This is a genomic window from Paenibacillus sp. FSL M7-0896 (assembly GCF_037975415.1).
Taxonomy (GTDB): Bacteria; Bacillota; Bacilli; order Paenibacillales; family Paenibacillaceae; genus Paenibacillus_AQ; species Paenibacillus_AQ silagei.
Genome location: NZ_CP150250.1, coordinates 6,410,527 through 6,429,386, shown reverse-complemented (window position 1 = coordinate 6,429,386; position 18,860 = coordinate 6,410,527). Strand labels below are relative to the sequence as shown.

The following is an 18,860-nucleotide window of genomic DNA, read 5'->3' as shown; positions in this document are numbered from 1 at the left end:
AGTGGTATTTTTCCCAATGAGGGGTTCCTTATGCGGGGGAGAGACAAGCACTATAATATGAAGGCGGTTACAAAAAACCGAGGATGAATATAAAAGGGGAGGCAAAGTATGAAAAGTATGAAGCGTGTTTTAACGGGGCTCTCAACAGTACTCGTGATGTCATCTGCTCTGGCAGGATGCGGCGGCGGGAATTCGGATTCCAGCTCATCCGGCGCAGCCGCGACAACGGCTCCGACCGCATCGAATGCTGCAGAGGCCACCAAAGCTCCAGCTGGTAGCGGTGAGAAGGTAACGATCAATCTGTGGAGCTTCACCGATGAAATTCCGAACATGACCAAAAAGTATATGGAAGCGCATCCTGATGCGAATGTGGAATTCAAAACTACGGTAATTGCAACTACAGACGGTGCTTATCAGCCTGCACTTGACCAGGCACTGGCAGGCGGCGGGAAGGATGCCCCGGATATTTACGCAGCGGAATCCGCATTTGTACTTAAATACACGCAAGGCGATGCATCCACCTATGCTGCGAATTATGCAGACCTCGGACTTGATGATCAAATGGTAAAAGATGCTGGCATCGCCCAGTATTCTGTAGATATCGGCAGCAGCCTTGACGGTCATCTGAAAGGCCTCGGTTACCAGGCTACAGGCGGTGCCTTCATCTATCGCCGCTCCATTGCCAAGGATGTCTTCGGAACCGATGATCCGGCTAAGATCAAAACAGAGGTTGGGCCCGGCTGGGATAAATTCTTCGATGCAGCGAAGAAGCTGAAGGCTAAAGGCTATGGTATCGTATCCGGCGACGGTGATATCTGGCACCCGATCGAGAATAGCTCGGACAAGGGCTGGATCGTGGACGGCAAGCTGCACATCGATCCGAAGCGTGAAGAATTCATGGATCTCTCCAAGAAGCTGAAAGACAACGGCTATCATAACGATACAACAGACTGGACAGAAGCATGGTATGCCGATATGTCCGGTGCAGGCGCTCAACCTATCTTCGGATTCTTCGGTCCGGCTTGGCTCATCAACTACGTGATGAACGGTCAGGTGAAGGATACCAACGGCGACTGGGCTGTAACTGAACCAACCACAGGCTTCTTCTGGGGCGGTACTTGGCTCTTGGCCAATGCCGAAGTAACCAAGGATGAAGCGAAGAAGCAAGCCGTTGCAGACTTCGTTAAATGGGTTACACTCGACAGTTCTGAGACGGGCCTCCAGTATTACTGGGCTAACGGTACGATGAAAGCAGGCGAACAAGGCACGAAGGATAGCGTAGCTTCCTCTGTGGTGATGTCCAAGTCCAATGGTGAAGTTCCATTGCTCGGCGGACAGAACATGTTCGACGTCTTCGTTCCGGCCAACGCGAATGCTTCAGGTAAGAACCTGACCCAATTCGACGAAACGATTAACAAAGCCTGGCGCGAACAGGTACGTGAGTACACTGCAGGCAATAAGACCAAGGAAAAAGCAATCGAAACCTTCAAGTCGCAAGTCAAAGACCAGCTGGGTATTGAAAGCGAATAAGAGGAATTCGAAGGGGCGGGGGATTATCCCCGCCCCTATAATCAACTAATGAGGTGAGAGCATGCGCCGCAAGGATGTCAGCTATGCGAAATTCGGCTATATCTTTACTTTTCCATTTGTACTTGCCTTTCTGATTTTTTCGCTGTATCCGATTCTGTATACAGCAGTCATCGGGTTCACGGATATGAAGGGGCTCATTCCGAAGCCTATACATATCCTTGATAACCCGTTCCAGAACTTCAAGGATCTCCTGTTCGATAATGTTTCATTCCGCAAGTCCCTGATCAATACCTTCCTCCTGTGGATTACCAACTTTATTCCGCAGATGGCCCTTGCGCTTTTGCTGACCGCCTGGTTCACGAACAAGCGTCTGAACGTCAAAGGACAAGGCTTGTTCAAGGTTCTGCTCTATATGCCGAATATCATCACTGCAAGTACGATTGCCGTGCTGTTCAGTACATTGTTCGCATATCCTATGGGTCCGGTCAACAGCCTGTTTCAGATGCTGGGCTGGAGTGATTCTCCAATCTTCTTCCTGCAGGATAAGACGACAGCCCGCGGCATTATCGCCTTCATCCAGTTCTGGATGTGGTACGGGAACACGATGATCGTCCTGATTGCAGGCGTAATGGGGATTAACCCGGCGCTGTTCGAGTCGGCGGCGATTGACGGCGCGAACGGGTTCCAGACCTTCTTCCGGATCACCCTGCCGAGTCTGCGTACCATCCTGCTGTTCACCCTGATTACCTCGATGGTCGGCGGTCTGACCATGTTCGATATTCCGCAATTATTCCTGGCGGGCGGACCGGATGACTCTACGCTTACTACGTCCATGTTCATCTATGGGCAGGCGTTCAAGGGCAGCTACATGTATAACCGTGCTGCAGCCGCGAGTATGATCATGTTCCTGATTTCTGCTGTACTGTCCGGCCTCCTGTTCTACGTGATGCGTGACCGGGACGCAGCCAAGTTGAAGAAGATCCAAAAACAAACACACAGAAATGCTGCCCAGGCAGCGGCTAGGGAGGTGTAATCCATGGAGAAGAATCGGGAAAGCAGTAAAGTCACCCAAACTGTCAACAAGACGATTATCTACGTGGTTTGCATCGCTTTGGCAGTACTCAGCATTTTGCCGTTCTGGATTATGTTCGTGAACGCTACACGCTCTACACCGGAGATTCAGAGCGGACTCTCCTTGCTCCCTTCGAGCCACATGATGGGCAATCTGAAGGTGCTGCTCGACAAGAGCTTTGATCCACTGCAAGGCTTCATGAACTCCTTCATTATTGCCAGCGGTGCAACACTCTGTACGGTCTACTTCTCCTCACTGGCTGCTTACGGACTGGTAACCTACAGCTGGAAGCTGCGGGGCGCGTTCTTCACCTTCATTATGTGCGTGATGATGATTCCTTCCCAAGCCAGTGCGATCGGCTTCTATCAATTCATGTATAAGCTGCACTGGACCAACAACTTCCTTCCGCTGATCTTGCCGGCCATTGCAGCGCCTGCAGTGGTGTTCTTCATGCGTCAATACCTGCTTGCTACACTATCCATTGAGATCGTAGAGGCAGCCCGTGTAGACGGATCTGGCGAGTTCCGTACCTTTAACCGGATTATTATGCCACTGATGATGCCGGCCATTGCGACACAAGCCATTTTTGCTTTTGTAGCCAACTGGAACAACTTGTTCATGCCGTTAATCCTCCTTACTCAGAAGGAGAAATATACGATGCCTATCATGGTCAGCTTATTGCGCGGGGACATCTACAAGACGGAATTCGGCTCCATCTATATGGGGCTGGCGCTGACCGCATTGCCGCTGTTCGTAGTCTACTTCCTGCTGTCCCGTTATATTATCGCAGGTGTAGCACTGGGCGGAGTCAAAGAATAACCGGATCAGGATAGCTGTGAAGACAAACCATACTGCAGAGAAGGTCCATTCCGGTGGATCATTCTACTGCAGTTTTTTGTATGCTTAGATTCGGTTCAGTACGGATTAATGTTACAATTCTAGTGACATTATCTGTGATATGGAGGTAGCCATGACCTATAACACAAGAGCCGCCAGCGAGAGCGATCTGGGCAGTTTATGTTCAATCCGCAACCATGAGGGCATATTCCGCAAGTATCTGGATCAGCAGAAGCGAGGGGAGATATGCTTTATCGTTGCTGAGCAGGGTAGAAGGATTACAGGGTTCGGGCTTCTGAAGTTAAGCGGGAGTACCGAACCCAAATTAAGTGATCTCTATGTACAAAAAGCCAGCCGGGGAAAAGGAGCAGGCTCCGCTCTGATCCGTTATCAGGAGGAACTGGCCCGGAAGCTGGGCTATTCTGAACTGTTTGTCAGTGTTGATCCGCTGGACAATCCAAGGATGATACAGCTCATTACAAGGCTTGGCTATCAAGCGGTTACGGAGCCTTACCTGAGAACAGCTGTTTTTTATAAGGAAGACGGTAGCGAATATGAGACCACCTATACCAGAGTGGATCTGCACAAGCGGTTGAATGAACATCCGGCATCAGGTAAGGTGGAAGGATAAGCGGATAGGGGGAAGCAGGAGTGAAAATCGGATTGTTAATTATTGATCTGCAAGAGGTCCATGTCAGCGGGGTGGAGCAGAAGGAGATTGACCGTGCCTGCGAGTATATCAATTATGTCTCCGGGCTGCTGCGGGCCAAGGGCCATGCCGTGATTCATATTCAGGACATTGAAGGGATGCAGCCCTCTGAGGAAGCGAAGTTCGCGATCATCCCCGGAATTGAGATTCAGGAGACGGATTTCAACGTGAAGAAGGAATACTCGAATGCCTTTTGGAAGACGGATCTGGACAAGCTTGTGCGGGAGCAAGGCATCGATCTGCTGATTCTCTCCGGCTATGCCGCCGAGCATTGCGTTCTGTTCACCTATAACGGGGCTGCCGAAAGGGGAATCAAGGCGGTGCTGCTGCAAAATGGGATTCTAAGCTCTCATCAGGATGTAATCACGGCGGCGTACAGGGACCGGAATCTGGTTTCGTATCCTGTGATTCAAGCGTTGGTGCAATCTTAGTTTTCAACAACAAGGAAGCCTCAAGCACCGTTTGGCGCTTGAGGCTTTCTTGTTGTTTAGGAAATTATGATTTTCTTCTGTTGTGGATAAGTGGCGCGCAGGTAATCTCATTCACCCGCAAGGTGATTTTGTTCCGGATAGAGTAAAATATTCCGGGTTAGAGTGAAGCCGGACTTTATTTCCCCTCAGTACGGGCTAACTCCGCATGCACGATAGGGGCAACCTTGGAGCCTAGCAGCTCGATGGCACGCAGGACCTCGCGGTGCGGCATGTAGCCGACATTCACATGCAAGAAGAACCGGGTCACGCCGAGATTCTTGCGCAGCAGAATGATCTTCTCGGCGACATACTCTGCGTCACCGACATAGAGTGCTCCGCGTAAGCTGCGGGCATCGTCGAAGGCTGCGCGGTTGTAGGTTCCGCCCCAGCCCCGTTCGCGGCCGATGACATTCATCTGCGCCTGGGTGGACGGGTAGAACAAGGCCGCAGCCTGGTCGTTAGTTTCACCTACGAAGCCGTGGGAGTGTGTGGCGATTTGCAGTTTGTCCGAATTATGTCCGGCGCGTGCTGCCGCCTCCTTGTACAGGTTCACCAGCGGAGCGAACCGTTCTGGCATTCCGCCGATAATGGCGAAGGCGATAGGCAGACCAAGGGTTCCAGCCCGCACAGCGGATTCAGGGTTGCCGCCGCTGGCGACCCAGACCGGAAGCGGGTCCTGAACAGCGCGTGGATAGACCGGCAGATTATTTATAGCCGGACGGTGCCCACCGCGCCAAGTGACCTTCTCGGAGGCGCGGATCGCCAGCAGCAGCTCCAGATTCTCCTCGAACAATTCATCGTAATCTTCCAGACTGTAACCGAACAGCGGGAAGGACTCAGTGAACGAACCGCGTCCGGCCATAATCTCTGCCCGTCCGTTCGAGAGGCCGTCCAGCGTAGCGAACGCCTGATAGACCCGCACCGGGTCATCCGAAGACAAGACGCTGACCGCACTGGTCAGTCTGATCCGCTTGGTTGTCGCTGCCGCTGCGGCGAGGACTACAGCCGGGGCACTCCCTGCATAATCCTTACGGTGATGCTCGCCTATTCCATATACGTCCAGGCCCACTTGGTCAGCGAGCACAATCTCCTCGACAGCTTCCCGCAGCCGTTCTGCATGGCTGATTGTCTGCCCCGTCACCGGGTCAGGTGTAGTCTCCAAAAACGTGCTTATCCCTATTTCCATAATCTTCTTCTCATCGGCCATGTTCATCCGCCCCTTTCTTTCTTCATGTCATCATTCTACTATACTTTTTAATGTTTCTCAACTTTAGTAAGTGAAATAGGTGATTTTTATTGATTTCTTATTGTATGGGAAACTATAGTTTTAGCAGATCGAATCGATGTATGCGAAAAACCCAGCACAATTGGATCGGACAGGTAGCGTAGGCGAAATGTAATCGAAAAACCGATTACAATTGGACCGGACGCGGTGCGTAGGGGAAATGTAGTCGAAAAACCGATTACAATTGGACCGGACGCGGCGCGTAGGGGAAATGTAGTCGAAAAACCGATTACAATTGGACCGGGTGCGGCTCGTAGGGGAAATGTAGTCGAAAAACCGATTACAATTGGACCGGACGGATGGCGCATAGGCGAAATGCAGTCGAAAAACCGAACACATTGGGCAGGTAGGAGGGTGCGGGGGCGAATGTAATCGAAAAACCAAACACATTGGGCACGTACGAGGGTGCGGTCCACACTTGTTCTCACGCCAAAGAGACCGGGTTGCCCCGGCCTCTTCGGCGGGCCTGCTGTCTTCAGGATTCAGGATTTATCCTTCTTGACGGCAAGCTGTACAATCATAATAACAAGAACGAGCAGTGCGATGAGCTGGTCTGTACTCATGGTAGTCCGAACCTCCAATCCCGTAACAAGGATGGCTCTTTACGGACCTGCATCTCCTCTCCAAGAAGCTGCTTCGTTCCCCTTAATCCAGCCTATGTATTCATACATACACTTAGTACTTAAGCATATAAATATTATTGCAGCAGACGGCTGCCGGTCGGACGGTAATGTCTCTGAACAGGCTTGCGTAGCGCAGGTGAACCTTCCAGCAATTTTTATCTTGTACTTCGGATGAGGCTGCTTTAGTATATATAAATTGGCTTATATTTATATCTACTGTAAGGAGTGCATCAGGGAATGCTGCAGATCAAATGGGGGGCTGAATTATGGTTGTGATAGCCTGCCTGATTTTTGTTGTGACTTTGGTTTTTGTGATCTGGCAGCCGCGGAATTTATCAATTGGCTGGTCCGCCTGCGGCGGGGCGATTCTCGCGCTTGCGGCAGGAGTGGTTAGCTTCGGCGATGTCCGTGATGTGACGCTGATTGTATGGAATGCAACGCTTGCCTTTGTAGCGATTATTCTGATTTCCTTAATTCTCGATCGTGTCGGCTTCTTCGAGTGGGCGGCGCTGCATATGGCGGCGGCGGCACGCGGCAACGGCACGCTGATGTTCATCTATGTGATTGTACTGGGTGCAGTCGTGGCGATGCTGTTCGCCAATGACGGGGCAGCGCTGATTCTGACGCCGATTGTGCTGGCGATGGTCCGGGCGCTGAATCTGGACGAGCGCAAAGTCTTTCCTTTTATTATTGCCAGCGGCTTCATTGCCGATACCACCTCGCTGCCGCTGACCGTCAGCAATCTGGTGAATATTGTCTCTGCCGATTTCTTCGGCATCACCTTCATGCAGTATGCAGGACACATGTGGCTGCCTACCCTGTTCTCGCTTGGAGCAAGCATTCTGGTCTTATATCTCTACTTCCGCCGCAGCATTCCGAAGGAGTATGACACCGCCGGAATGAAGCTTCCGGGGGATGCCATTAAGGACCAGCGGATGTTCCGGCTATCCTGGTTCGTACTCGCGCTTCTGGTAGCCGGATATTTCGTCAGTGAATTTCTGGACATTCCGGTATCCGTGGTAGCGGGAGTGATCGCAATCTGTTTCCTGCTGATGGCCCGCAGAAGTCCTTACGTGAAGACGATGGAAGTGGTCAAAGGGGCGCCTTGGGCGATTGTTTTCTTCTCCATTGGCATGTACGTAGTGGTGTATGGCCTGCGTAATGCGGGACTGACGGATGTGCTCGCAGAGATGATCAGCGGAATTGCGAAGCACGGGCTCTTCGCAGCCACGATGGGGATGGGCTTCCTGGCCGCGCTGCTCTCCTCCGTGATGAATAATCTGCCGACCGTGCTGATCGGGGCGCTGGCCATTGATACCGCACATGCCGCGGGTCTGGTGAAGGAGGCTCTGATCTACGCCAATGTTATCGGTTCGGATCTGGGCCCCAAGATTACACCGATTGGTTCACTGGCCACCCTGCTGTGGCTGCATGTGCTGTCCGGCAAGGGTGTGAAGATCTCCTGGGGCTCCTATTTCAAAATAGGGATTATCCTGACGGTTCCCACACTGTTCATCACGTTGCTCGGTCTATATTTGGAGCTGAAGTGGCTCTAATCAGAGACCTGGTAAACGAACCGGAGGCCACGATCCCGTGTACAATTCATAATATAGAAGGAGCGGTGCAGACCTAGTCTGACCGCTCTTTTTTCGACATCTAAGGCAGATCATTCCTTCTTCTTGCCCTGTCCCTGCTCCTGCTGCTCCGGGTACTTCACCACAGGCCATTTCACCTTGCGCAGGGCGTTCATCAGCTCCGGCCCGGCATGAAGATTGCTGCTGACCAGCTCATGGGGCGTGAGCGCCATCCACTGGTTGAGGGAGACGTCGGCGAACCGGTCGCTCTTGAACATTTCCAGGAACCAGAGCGTCTCTGTGCCGGTATTCTGAACATAATGCCCCTGGGCAAAAGGCACATAGCCGACATCCCCGGCCCTTACATTGAAGGTACGCGCATCGCCGTTGCCTCCGAAGACGGTCATTCGTCCTTGCCCGCTGAGGTAATACTGCCACTCGTCGTTGTTCGGATGCCAGTGCAGCTCCCGCATCACCCCGGGCTCAATCTCTACTAGAGCTGCGGCGATATTCCGTGAGATGGGGAAATTGCTGGAGTCGACAATCCGCACACTGCCACCCGGGGTCTTGAGCGGCGGCTGGGCCATCAGCCGATGCTTGAAGCTCAGCGGAATCTCCCCGTAAGGCGATTCGATCCGCTGGCTCGCAATTGGACCTGGCACCTGGTCCTGATAGATGTACACCTGCTCCTTGGGAAGATAGGCGAAGGCGGATTCAGGTACACCGAAGTTCGCGGACAGGACTTCACGCGGCGTATGGGCGAACCAGTCGGAGATGGACAGGGTGTTCAGATCCGAGAAGCCTCCGTCGTCGAACACAAGCAGGAATTCACATCCCTCAGCCAGGCCCTGAATGGAATGCGGGATGCCTGGAGGGAAATACCACAGATCGCCGGGGCCGACATCGGCGATGAAGTTGCGGCCATTCTGGTCCACAGCTGTAATCCTTGCGCTGCCCAGCAGCATGTAGGACCATTCTGCCTGCTGATGCCAGTGCAGCTCACGTACGCCGCCCGGCGTCAGGCTCATATTTACGCCCGCAAGCGTAGTGGCTACCGGCAGCTCCCTGACTGTCACCTCACGGGACCAGCCGCCATGATTCAGCTGCATGTGGGCGTCGGAGAACGAGAACTTCAGATTCGGGATCAGCCCGTTGTCCGTGACCGGAGGAACGAACATGTCGGGATTCTCCCGGTCGCGCATGATGTCACGTGGACCCAGGTCGATATTGCCTGCACCGTCACTGCGTATGGGCTGGGGAATGACGGGCTGGCCTGGAGAACGGGGATGCTCAGGATTCATCACATAGGCTCCTTTCTGGAACGCACAGCATTTCAAGAAAATATATGCGCAAATGTGATAATATTTGACTACCGGACAAAGATCCGTACGATAATCAGAGAGCAGGGTTAGAACCAATGACATTAAGTGGACAAGAACGCTACCGCTTCAGCGAAGCGCCTATATGGGAATTGCAGCGCACCTACTATGAACAGCTGGGGCTCCAGGCTTGGGCCAATGACCAGGTTCCGCAGTATATTACAAGCAATCCGATGATTGGAACAGCGTATGCGGAGATCATCTTCGGCTTTCTTCAGGACCGTGCGCAGAAGGGATTCACTACAGAGCCGGTAGTGGTACTGGAGCTGGGTGCAGGTGTGGGGCGTCTCGCGTTCCATGTGCTCCAGCAGCTCTGTGAGCTGATCCAGTATGCGGGCGTGCCGCTGCCGCCGTTCCGTTACGTGATGAGCGATTTGCCGTGGAAGAACATTGAGGGCTGGCAGCAGCATGAGGGGCTGAAGCCTTTTGTAGAACAGGGAATGCTGGACTTTGCCCGCTTCGATGCGGTCCGGGATACGGAGCTGTCCTTAACGCAGAGCGGATTGGTAATTAAGCCAGGGGAGCTGGGGCAGCCGCTGATGGTGATCGCCAACTACTTCTTCGACAGTATCCCGCAGGAGCTGCTCTATGTGGATGAAGGCAAGATCTATGAATGTGAGGTCTCGCTGAAATATCCGGAGCAGTCCGCTACCATGGGGCCGTCCGAGGTGCTCCGTGATCTGGTGCCGGAATACCATTACAAGCGTGCAGCGGGCTATGAGGACAGCTCGTATCCTTATCATGAAGTGATCTCGTTCTATCTGGACAAGCTGGAGGATTCACATGTGTTGTTCCCGGAGGCAGCCCTGTCCTGTATGGAGCGTCTGGGTGCACTCTCCCGGGGAAGCTTCCTGCTGCTCACTGCCGATAAGGGAGACCACCGTCTGGAGAACTGGGAGTTCGCCGAGCCGCCGAAGCTGATTCATCACGGAAGCATCTCGCTTACAGCGAATTATCATGCGCTGGTGCATTATTTTGAACGGAAGGGCGCACAATCCCAGTTCACGCAGCATCATTATAAAAATCTCAATGTGGGCTGCATCCTGATGCTGGAGGAGCCGATGCTGCATCCGCATACCCGGCTGGCCTACCGGCGGTTTGTCGAGCGGTTCGGACCGGATGATTTCTTCAGCCTGAAGGTGTGGATCGACAAGAATTACGACACCATCGGCATGCAGCAGATCCTGGCCTTCTGGCGGCTGGGGAGATATGACGCGGAGCTGTTCATTCAGAGTGCTGAGCGGATCTCTGCGCTGCTGCCGGAAGCCAGCGACGAGGAGCTGCTGGACCTTCAGCGGGGGATCGACCGGATGTGGCGGGGCTTCTACCCGATGCCGCAGAAGTATGATCTGGCGCTGGACTGCGGCCTGCTGCTGTTCGAGATGGAGCAGTACGGGGAATCCCGCCGCTTCCTGGAGCATTCGCTCCAGTCCAGTGAGGAGGAGCCGGTAATTACCGTGCTGTACTGCCTGGCGATCTGCAGCTACGAGCAGGAGGATGATGAGGCGGCGCTGGATTATACGCGCAGATCGCTGCTGATTGAGCCGGAGCATGAGGAAGCGCTGGAGCTGCTCGCGGCGCTAAGCCAGGACCCGGCAGAGGCTTAGGCTGCTGCTCCCGGCAGTCCGGTGCAGCCCTTTACACCCGTTGTGAGTTTTGTTATTCTGTATCCAATAACGCAAACGCGATGACGAGAAGAGTACATTCATTTCTTCCCTCACAGAGAGCTCCGGCTGGTGTGAAGGAGCAGGGAAGACTGGATGGAAACAAGCCTCTGAGCGGCTTACCGGAACCAGGCAGCAGCCGGGGATGGTACGACAGGAGCTCCTGTTACAGAGCTAGAGTATAAGCCTGCCGGACGGCAGCGCCGTACTTGATGAGATTAATATGGTGACATATTAATGAACCTGGGGTGGTACCGCGAGAATTTCGTCCCCAAGACTTAGGGTCTTGGAGGTGAGGTTCTTTTTTTGTATCCGAAATTTAGGTAGTCCCACCTATAACAGGAGGAGATCATCATGACAGTTGCCAATGAGAATGAGAACACACCGGCCATGCCGGAGAATTATATGGATAAGCTGATTAGAGAAGATGTGGAGGCGGGAGTCTTCAGCAGGGAGATCTGCACCCGGTTTCCGCCGGAGCCCAATGGCTATCTGCATATCGGAAGTGCTTTTGCCATCCATACAAATGTGGAAATTGCCCGTAAATACGGCGGCCGCTTCCATCTGCGCTTCGATGATACCAACCCGCTCAAAGAGGATAAGGAATATGCGGAGGCAATCATCCGTGACCTTGAATGGCTGGGCTGCAGTCCCGGGGAACACATCTACTACGGCTCGGATTATTCGGAGGAGATCTACCACAGGGCAGAGACACTCATTCTGAAGGGGAAAGCCTATGTCTGTGATCTGACGGCAGCAGAGGTAACGGCTTACCGGGGGACCTTAACCGAGCCGGGGAAGGACAGTCCTTACCGCAGCCGAACGCCGGAGGAGAATCTGCGGCTGTTCCGGGAGATGCGTGCGGGGAGCTATCCGAATGGCGCTAAAGTGCTGCGGGCCAAGATTGACATGGCCTCGCCGAACATGAATTTGCGAGATCCGGTGCTGTACCGGATTATTCATGCCGCGCATTACCGCACGGGCGTTGCCTGGTGCATCTACCCGATGTATGATTTCGCCCATCCGATTCAGGATACGCTGGAAGGGGTGACGCATTCGCTCTGCTCGATCGAGTTCAAGAATCACCGGCCGCTGTACGAATGGGTGCTGAACGAGCTGGGCACCCCGGAACCGCCGAGACAGAGGGAATTCGGCCGGGTGAACCTGACCGGAGTGGTTACAAGCAAGCGGCATCTCCGGGCACTGGTAGCCGGAGGCTTCGTGGACGGCTGGGATGATCCGCGCCTGCCTACGCTCAGCGGGCTGCGCAGACGGGGTTTCACGCCGGAGAGCATCGAGGCCTTCGTACGGGAGATCGGCATGGTCCGCAATACGACGATGGTGGATTTCTCGCTGCTGGAGCATTGCCTGAGACAGGACCTGAAGGCGAAGGTGCCGGCGGTCATGGCGGTACTGGACCCGCTGAAGGTCGTGCTTACCAATTACGCCGCCGGGGCCTCTGAGCTGCTTCCGATCCCTAACAACCCTGAGAATGCCGGGCTGGGTTCAAGAGAAGTACCGTTCTCCGGCACGCTCTACATCGAGCGGGCCGATTTCATGGAGGTGCCTGTGAAGGGCTTCCGCAGACTGGTCCCAGGCGGTGAGGTGCGGCTTAAGGGCGGATACATTATCCGCTGCAATGAAGTCATGAAGGACGCAGAGACGGGAGAAATCCTCGAACTGCGGTGTACCTACGACCCGGAGACCCGCAGCGGCGGCCCCCTAAGCGGCCGGAAGGTGAAGGGGACTGTGCAATGGGTCTCGGCTGCTCATGCGCTGAAGAGTGACGTATACCTGTATGAGCAGCTGCTGACGGATAACAACGGGCCGAAGGAGGAAGGAGAGAGCTGGGAGGAATACATCAATCCGGGTTCCGTGACCCTGCTTACAGATTGCCTGCTGGAGCCGCTTGCGGGTAACCCTCAGCCTGGGGATACCTACCAGTTCCTGCGTCACGGCTATTTCTGCATCGACAGCAAGCATAGCACAGCTCAGAAGCTGGTGTTCAACAGAATCGTCCCGCTTAAGGACACCTGGAAGGGCAACGCAGGACACGTAAGCAGCAGCGAATAAGTAGTGGATGAATCTAGAATTTGGCGGGTTGTGCGGGCTATGCCAGGCTAACTTCTTAAAAAGTTTAGAATATACAAGCAGCGGTGCTCCTGTTACTGGAGGATCGCTGATTTGCGTATGCGTCTGCCAGGCTAAAGGTCGACAAGTGGGAGAAATATCGGGTTGGGAGTAAAGCGTTGGCTGCACTTTGTACATTAGATTTCATTATAATCGACCAAAAAGCAGCTTCTATTGTAGTTTATACAGCAGATTATTGGGAAAATGGCCTTTGAAAACAAAAACCCGAAAATCAAATGTATGAAATACAACAGAGTGAGTTTTATCGCAAATTATTGTGTAATCTACTGCACAAAGTACAATCACCCCCGGCAGAGGAGTCAACTCGATAATGGGAGCGGGTAATAACATAAGGCAAGAGCCTCACTTAACAGAGTGCCTTTACATAATATGGGTGGAGGATTGGGAGCGCGGGCATTAGCTCAGGCATTACATGAAAACCCAATGAAAATACATTTACAATTCTCAACTTGAGGATTATAATAAAACCAGATCAAATGTTGCACCAGGGAAACTTTCGTGTGTATAGACAACTTTTTCCGGGCAAGAGGAGGACAGAACATGATGGAGCAAAATACCGCAGTAGAATCATCCCCTATACTAAAAGGTCATATCAATACACATTCGGCACAATCCGTGCTTAATGGAGATGTCAAAGGACTGAAGAGACTTCTTCCTTTTCTGGGCCCGGCTTTTATAGCTTCCGTAGCTTATCTGGACCCCGGAAATTTTGCCACTAATATTACGGCAGGCTCGAAATACGGTTACCTGTTATTATGGGTCATCTTTGCCTCGAATCTGATGGCTGTACTGATTCAATCCTTATCCGCCAAGCTGGGCATTGCGACCGGCAAGAATCTTCCGGAGGTCGCACGGGAGAAATTCCCGAAGGGCGTATCCATCTTCCTGTGGATACAGAGTGAGCTGGTCATTATCGCTACCGATCTGGCGGAGTTTATCGGGGCAGCGCTCGGACTGTATCTATTGTTCGGGATACCGATGCTGCCGGCCGCACTGATTACCGCCGTCGGGTCATTCGCCATTCTGGAGCTTCAGCGGCGCGGCTATCGGACTCTTGAGGCCGGCATTGCCGGAATGGTGATGATTGTTGTGCTGGCCTTTGCGTTCCAGGTCATCATGGCGAAGCCGGATGCAGGCAGTATCCTTACCGGGATGTTCACCCCAAGATTCGAAGGTGTCGACAGCATCCTGCTAGCGGCCGGGATTCTCGGCGCGACGGTGATGCCGCATGCGATTTATCTGCATTCCTCGCTGACCCAGAGCCGGGTCATCGGGATTGATGAACGGGAGAAGAAGCAGATCTTCCGGCTGGAATTCATCGATATCCTGATCGCGATGCTGATTGCCGGTGCGGTGAATATGGCCATGGTGATCGTGGCAGCAGCACTCTTTTTCAAGAATGGGCTGGTCGTTGAGGATCTCGATATCGCCTTCGAGCAGTTCCGCAATCTGGCGGGACCCGTTACAGCCATCTCCTTCGGCCTCGGTCTGCTGATCGCAGGTCTGTCGAGCTCGTCGGTCGGCACGATGGCCGGTGATGTGGTCATGCAGGGCTTCATTAATAAAAAGATCAATCTCTACCTCCGGCGGGCGATTACGATCATCCCTCCGCTGACGATCATCGCCTTCGGCATTAACGCGACCAGCGCACTCGTGATGAGCCAGGTCGTTCTCTCCTTCGGGATTGCCTTCGCCCTGATTCCGCTGGTGATCTTCACCAGCGACCGCAAGCTTATGAAGGGGCTCGTGAACCACCGCATCACCACCATCCTCGGCTGGATCATCTCAGCCCTGGTGGTGTCGCTGAACCTGTTCCTGGTTGTGGAGATGTTTGTGTAAAGCATTGAACTTGAAGCATATGTATTGTAACAGAGCAGCGGTCCTCCTAAGAGGGTCGCTGCTCTGTTTGCTGCAGGCGCTGCTGATTATAGATGATGTGCCCGACCCGAAACAGAATTCCCCTGTTTTTAAACAGTATATCCCATTCATCGCACGGCCTATCCTTTGCTATAATTAATGTGTTTAAGATATTTCGGGATTACAGGTCGCAGAGCCAGGGAGGAAGCCGCCATAACCGGAAGCTGGAGAGGGCTGCGTTCGATCCGCAGCAAGCTGATCGCTACCGTACTCATCGTGATTGCCCTGCCGACGCTGATCGTGCTGTACAGCTACTTCACAACATCGGTCAGCGTGGTGGAGCAGGAAGTGTATGCTGCCAATCAGAGCCTGATCGAGCAGGCAGCCTTGACGATTAATGATAAAGCCAAACGGATGATTCAGGCGACTTATCTGCTGGAGGCGGATATGGCCCAGTCTTTCGGCTCCAATACCTTCAATTGGGACTACGGGAATGCGGAGGCGATGGGGGCTATTTTTCAAATCCAGAAGAAGATGGGCTATTTAAGGGATATCCTGCTGGATAACAGCGCCTTCATCGGACTTGTCGATGCGGAGGGCAGTGTGGTGACGACCTTATACAATTTCAACCGCCAGGCAACGGGTACGATTATCCGCGAACCCTGGTTCAAGGCGGGGATGGAGCAGAAGGGCTATCCCTATTGGGAGCGGGTCTACCGGCTGCCCGCAGCCCTGGGGTATACCGAGAATGCGCCGGATAAGGAGTTCATGCTGCTGTCGCGTTCCTTTGCGTTCGAATCCTCCATCCGTAACTGGGGATTAAGTGTAGTAGCCATTCCAGTGAGTCAATTCTATGGCATCCCCGCCAAAGGGCTGCCCGATAATACGCAGCTGCTGGTGATGGATACGGCCGGAGCCCTGTATGATATATACGGCAAGCAGCAGTATTCCCTGACGCCGGAGCAGCTGGAAGACTTAAGGAAGAGTCCGTCTGTAACGAGGAAGCTGTCCTTGGGCAAGGAAACCTATCTAATGAATGCGGCTTCAGTCCCGCAGGTGGGCATATCCATAGTCTCCCTGCAGCGGATCGGGGATTTCTCCGCCCAGCTGGATAACTCCCGGACGAAGTCCATTGCCCTGTTCCTGCTGTTCTTCGGCGTGGGGATCTTGATCGTGATCTACATCCTGCTGCGCCTGACGAAGCCGCTCTATGCACTGGTGCGCTCCATGAGCAGGGTGGGCAGCGGCAACTTCAGCACCAAGGTTGAGGTGCGCGGCAAGGATGAGATCGCCGTACTCGGAAGCCATTTCAATAAAATGGTCGCGCAGCTGGAGGAACTGGTCCATCATGTGGCGGAGGAGCAGCGGCATAAGGAGGAGGCGCATTTCCAGGCGCTCCAGGCACAGATTAATCCCCACTTTCTGTTCAATACGCTCAATTCCATCAAGCTGATGGCCATGCTCTCGGGGACCAACCGCAATGTCAGCGATATGATTACCGCGCTGGGTAAGCTGATGGAGTTCTCCATGAAGCAGAATACGCTATTCGTAACGCTGGGGCAGGAGCTGGAATATCTGGAGCTGTATATGTCACTGCAGAAGATCCGGTACCACGACGACATCACCGTCTCTATTCAGGTTGCGGAAGAGCTGCTGGATTGCACGGTGCTGAAATTCACGCTCCAGCCGCTGGTGGAGAACAGTATTATCCATGGCTCGCAGCTGCCGCTGCATATCCGCATCGAGGCGGAATGCACCGGTCCCTACCTGCTCATTCATATTAGGGATAACGGCAAGGGGATCTCTGAGGAGACCATGCAGGTAATCTCTAATCAATTGCAGCAGGATCATGTGAAGACGAGCGGCATCGGGCTGCTGAATGTGGACAGGAGAATCAAAATCCACTTCGGGCAGCAATGCGGTATTCTCCTGTCCCGGCCGGAGGCTGGCGGACTTCAGGTGACGGTGCGGATTCCTTATCGGAAGGAGCTGGAAGGATGACAACACGCATATTGATTGTGGATGATGAAATTCTGGTGCGGGTGGCGCTCAAGACGCTGATTCCGTGGGAGGAGCACGGCTTTGAGATTATCGGGGAAGCCGCGAACGGCGTGGAGGCTCTGGAGCTGCTGGAACGCGAAGCCTGCCATATCATTCTGTCCGATATCCGGATGCCGGAGATGAATGGCCTTGATCTCATGAATCATGTCCGGGTGAAGTGGCCGGATATAAAGTTTATTATTTTGTCCAACCATAATGACTTCGAATATGTGCAGAAGGCGCTGCGGCTGGGGGCTGCCGATTATACGCTGAAGCTGGCTTATACGCCGGAAGAGCTGCTTGATAAATGCAAGCGGCTTCAGCAGTCCTTCCACAGTGAACAGCAGGAGCGCTCGGAGAAGCATAAGCTGGATTACCGCATCAAGGTGCTGGAGTCAAAATCCGCCGAGCTGACGCTGCTTGATTTGCTTGTGAAGCAAAGGTCGAGGCTGGAGGTGGACCATCTGCAGCGGGACGGGAACCTTCCGGCGTTCGTCCTGGAGGGCTGCCGGGTGATTGTGGCGGGTGTCGACCATTACCGGCAGGTCCTGGAGGAGAACCGGTTCCAGAGTGAGCAGCTGCTCATCTATACGGTCAGCAATATTTTTGCGGAAATATTGAAAAAATATGAAAAGTGCCAGCTGGTGGATATGCATAACCGCAAGCTGGTGATCCTGGCCGGCTCCTATGCTGAAGGGATGCTGGATGAGCTTAAGGCTGCAGGCAGCACCTTTGCCAAGGTCAATGTAAGCTTCGGCGTGTCCGGGGACAGCTGCAGCCCGTATCAGTTAAATGAAGGCTTCCGGCAGGCGGAGCTGGCGCTCGGGCGGCGGTTTTTTCATGAAGACCGTCATATCTTATACCCGCTGGCCGAGGCGGGGGAAGTTCAGCCCAAGGTGAGTATTCTGAGAAGCGGGCACTGGGATACCTTGCTGGAAACGGCGGAAGAGGCTGTGATTCTGGAGGAATTACGGCACTGGACTGCCTGGCTGCAGGCGGAAGAGGCGATGGGAGCCGCCTGGGTCAGGGAGCAGTGGCTGCAGTGGCTGCATCTGGTCTTCCGGCATATGGGGCAGTCGGGGGATATTCTGTATGTCATGCCCGAGCATCAGGGAAGATACCCCTTCGATGTGATCCGCAACGCGGAGACGCTCGGGGAGATCGGCAGCTGGTTTCTGGGCTGGCTTCCGGAAGCCTTAACCCTGACGGGACAGAACAGCCAGCCGGTATACCGTGATGAGGTGAAGCAGATGATCGCCATCATGGAGGAGGAGTACGCCAGTTCACTGAAGGTGGCCGACTTGGCCAGAAGGACGGGATTTGCCGAGAATTATCTCAGTGTCATGTTCAAGAAGGAGACAGGTGTGAAGATTGTGGATTATCTGACGCAGATCCGCATGCAGAAGGCCCGGGAGCTGCTGCGCAATCCCACCTACAAAATCTATGAAATTTCGGAAATGGTCGGCTATGCCGATTCCAATCATTTCAGTAAGTATTTCAAGAAGATAGAGGGATTATTTCCGCTGGAATACCGCAAAACTGTGATCGGCCGCAAACCGGGCAGCTTGGAAAATCCCTCGAAGACCAAAGAATAAGCCGTTCGTTATTGGGCAGCGCTTTGTTATAACTAAGGTGTGCTTACTGTTCAACTAACGAAAGGGGAAATCAT

Annotated in this window: 13 protein-coding genes and 1 other annotated feature; of the genes, 11 read left to right on the top strand and 2 right to left on the bottom strand. The window is 53.5% G+C overall.

Annotation, left to right across the window (positions count from 1 at the left end; translation table 11 throughout):
- Window positions 1-108 precede the first annotated feature (108 nt).
- From MKY12_RS27635 to MKY12_RS27615, 5 genes are all read left to right on the top strand, one after another.
- Window positions 109-1,530 (top strand): carbohydrate ABC transporter substrate-binding protein, encoded by a 1,422-nt coding sequence (locus tag MKY12_RS27635; protein WP_339251483.1) that lies wholly within the window; start codon window positions 109-111, stop codon window positions 1,528-1,530.
- 61 nt (window positions 1,531-1,591) lie between these two features.
- Window positions 1,592-2,563, top strand: coding sequence for a sugar ABC transporter permease (locus MKY12_RS27630; RefSeq protein ID WP_036730473.1), 972 nt, complete (start codon window positions 1,592-1,594; stop codon window positions 2,561-2,563).
- A 3-nt stretch (window positions 2,564-2,566) separates the two neighbouring features.
- Window positions 2,567-3,421 (top strand): carbohydrate ABC transporter permease, encoded by an 855-nt coding sequence (locus MKY12_RS27625; RefSeq protein ID WP_036730471.1) that lies wholly within the window; start codon window positions 2,567-2,569, stop codon window positions 3,419-3,421.
- Between the two features lie 151 nt (window positions 3,422-3,572).
- On the top strand, window positions 3,573-4,070 hold the full coding sequence (locus MKY12_RS27620; RefSeq protein ID WP_339251480.1) for a GNAT family N-acetyltransferase: 498 nt from the start codon (window positions 3,573-3,575) through the stop codon (window positions 4,068-4,070).
- 20 nt (window positions 4,071-4,090) lie between these two features.
- A complete protein-coding gene (locus MKY12_RS27615) occupies window positions 4,091-4,579 on the top strand; it encodes an isochorismatase family cysteine hydrolase (RefSeq protein WP_339251478.1) in 489 nt (162 codons plus the stop codon).
- A 175-nt stretch (window positions 4,580-4,754) separates the two neighbouring features.
- On the opposite strand, the gene MKY12_RS27610 is transcribed toward MKY12_RS27615, so the two are convergent.
- Complete coding sequence (locus tag MKY12_RS27610; protein ID WP_339251476.1) at window positions 4,755-5,825, bottom strand: LLM class flavin-dependent oxidoreductase; 1,071 nt, start codon at window positions 5,823-5,825, stop codon at window positions 4,755-4,757.
- A gap of 967 nt (window positions 5,826-6,792) precedes the next feature.
- On the opposite strand from MKY12_RS27610, the gene MKY12_RS27605 reads away from it, so the two are divergent.
- Entirely contained in the window at window positions 6,793-8,082 is a 1,290-nt protein-coding gene (locus MKY12_RS27605; RefSeq protein ID WP_209876682.1) for an arsenic transporter, read from the top strand.
- 110 nt (window positions 8,083-8,192) lie between these two features.
- Here the strand turns inward: MKY12_RS27605 and MKY12_RS27600 are convergent, their stop codons facing one another.
- Entirely contained in the window at window positions 8,193-9,401 is a 1,209-nt protein-coding gene (locus tag MKY12_RS27600) for an oxalate decarboxylase family bicupin (protein ID WP_339311668.1), read from the bottom strand.
- Between the two features lie 116 nt (window positions 9,402-9,517).
- On the opposite strand from MKY12_RS27600, the gene MKY12_RS27595 reads away from it, so the two are divergent.
- The 5 genes from MKY12_RS27595 (at window position 9,518) to MKY12_RS27575 (ending at window position 18,786) form a co-directional block, all read left to right on the top strand.
- Entirely contained in the window at window positions 9,518-11,086 is a 1,569-nt protein-coding gene (locus tag MKY12_RS27595; protein WP_339311667.1) for a tetratricopeptide repeat protein, read from the top strand.
- Window positions 11,087-11,157: 71 nt separating this feature from the next.
- Window positions 11,158-11,419, top strand: a binding site (T-box leader).
- A gap of 78 nt (window positions 11,420-11,497) precedes the next feature.
- Entirely contained in the window at window positions 11,498-13,216 is a 1,719-nt protein-coding gene (locus MKY12_RS27590) for a glutamine--tRNA ligase/YqeY domain fusion protein (RefSeq protein WP_339311666.1), read from the top strand.
- A 621-nt stretch (window positions 13,217-13,837) separates the two neighbouring features.
- Window positions 13,838-15,133 (top strand): Nramp family divalent metal transporter, encoded by a 1,296-nt coding sequence (locus tag MKY12_RS27585; protein ID WP_339314988.1) that lies wholly within the window; start codon window positions 13,838-13,840, stop codon window positions 15,131-15,133.
- 177 nt (window positions 15,134-15,310) lie between these two features.
- The gene (locus MKY12_RS27580; RefSeq protein ID WP_339311664.1) at window positions 15,311-17,152 is read left to right on the top strand and encodes a sensor histidine kinase; all 1,842 of its coding nucleotides are present in this window, start codon (window positions 15,311-15,313) and stop codon (window positions 17,150-17,152) included.
- Window positions 17,149-18,786: a response regulator gene (locus MKY12_RS27575; RefSeq protein WP_339311663.1), complete on the top strand. Its 1,638-nt coding sequence runs from the start codon at window positions 17,149-17,151 to the stop codon at window positions 18,784-18,786. Before MKY12_RS27580 ends, MKY12_RS27575 begins: the two co-directional genes overlap by 4 nt.
- Window positions 18,787-18,860 lie beyond the last annotated feature (74 nt).

Bases quoted from the DNA above. Each gene is read 5' to 3' on its own strand.
- MKY12_RS27580 (WP_339311664.1), top strand. From the start codon at position 15,311: ATGTGTTTAAGATATTTCGGGATTACAGGTCGCAGAGCCAGGGAGGAA.
- MKY12_RS27620 (WP_339251480.1), top strand. From the start codon at position 3,573: ATGACCTATAACACAAGAGCCGCCAGCGAGAGCGATCTGGGCAGTTTA.
- MKY12_RS27590 (WP_339311666.1), top strand. From the start codon at position 11,498: ATGACAGTTGCCAATGAGAATGAGAACACACCGGCCATGCCGGAGAAT.
- MKY12_RS27595 (WP_339311667.1), top strand. From the start codon at position 9,518: ATGACATTAAGTGGACAAGAACGCTACCGCTTCAGCGAAGCGCCTATA.
- MKY12_RS27585 (WP_339314988.1), top strand. From the start codon at position 13,838: ATGGAGCAAAATACCGCAGTAGAATCATCCCCTATACTAAAAGGTCAT.
- MKY12_RS27625 (WP_036730471.1), top strand. From the start codon at position 2,567: ATGGAGAAGAATCGGGAAAGCAGTAAAGTCACCCAAACTGTCAACAAG.
- MKY12_RS27600 (WP_339311668.1), bottom strand. From the start codon at position 9,401: ATGAATCCTGAGCATCCCCGTTCTCCAGGCCAGCCCGTCATTCCCCAG.
- MKY12_RS27605 (WP_209876682.1), top strand. From the start codon at position 6,793: ATGGTTGTGATAGCCTGCCTGATTTTTGTTGTGACTTTGGTTTTTGTG.
- MKY12_RS27635 (WP_339251483.1), top strand. From the start codon at position 109: ATGAAAAGTATGAAGCGTGTTTTAACGGGGCTCTCAACAGTACTCGTG.
- MKY12_RS27610 (WP_339251476.1), bottom strand. From the start codon at position 5,825: ATGGCCGATGAGAAGAAGATTATGGAAATAGGGATAAGCACGTTTTTG.
- MKY12_RS27575 (WP_339311663.1), top strand. From the start codon at position 17,149: ATGACAACACGCATATTGATTGTGGATGATGAAATTCTGGTGCGGGTG.
- MKY12_RS27630 (WP_036730473.1), top strand. From the start codon at position 1,592: ATGCGCCGCAAGGATGTCAGCTATGCGAAATTCGGCTATATCTTTACT.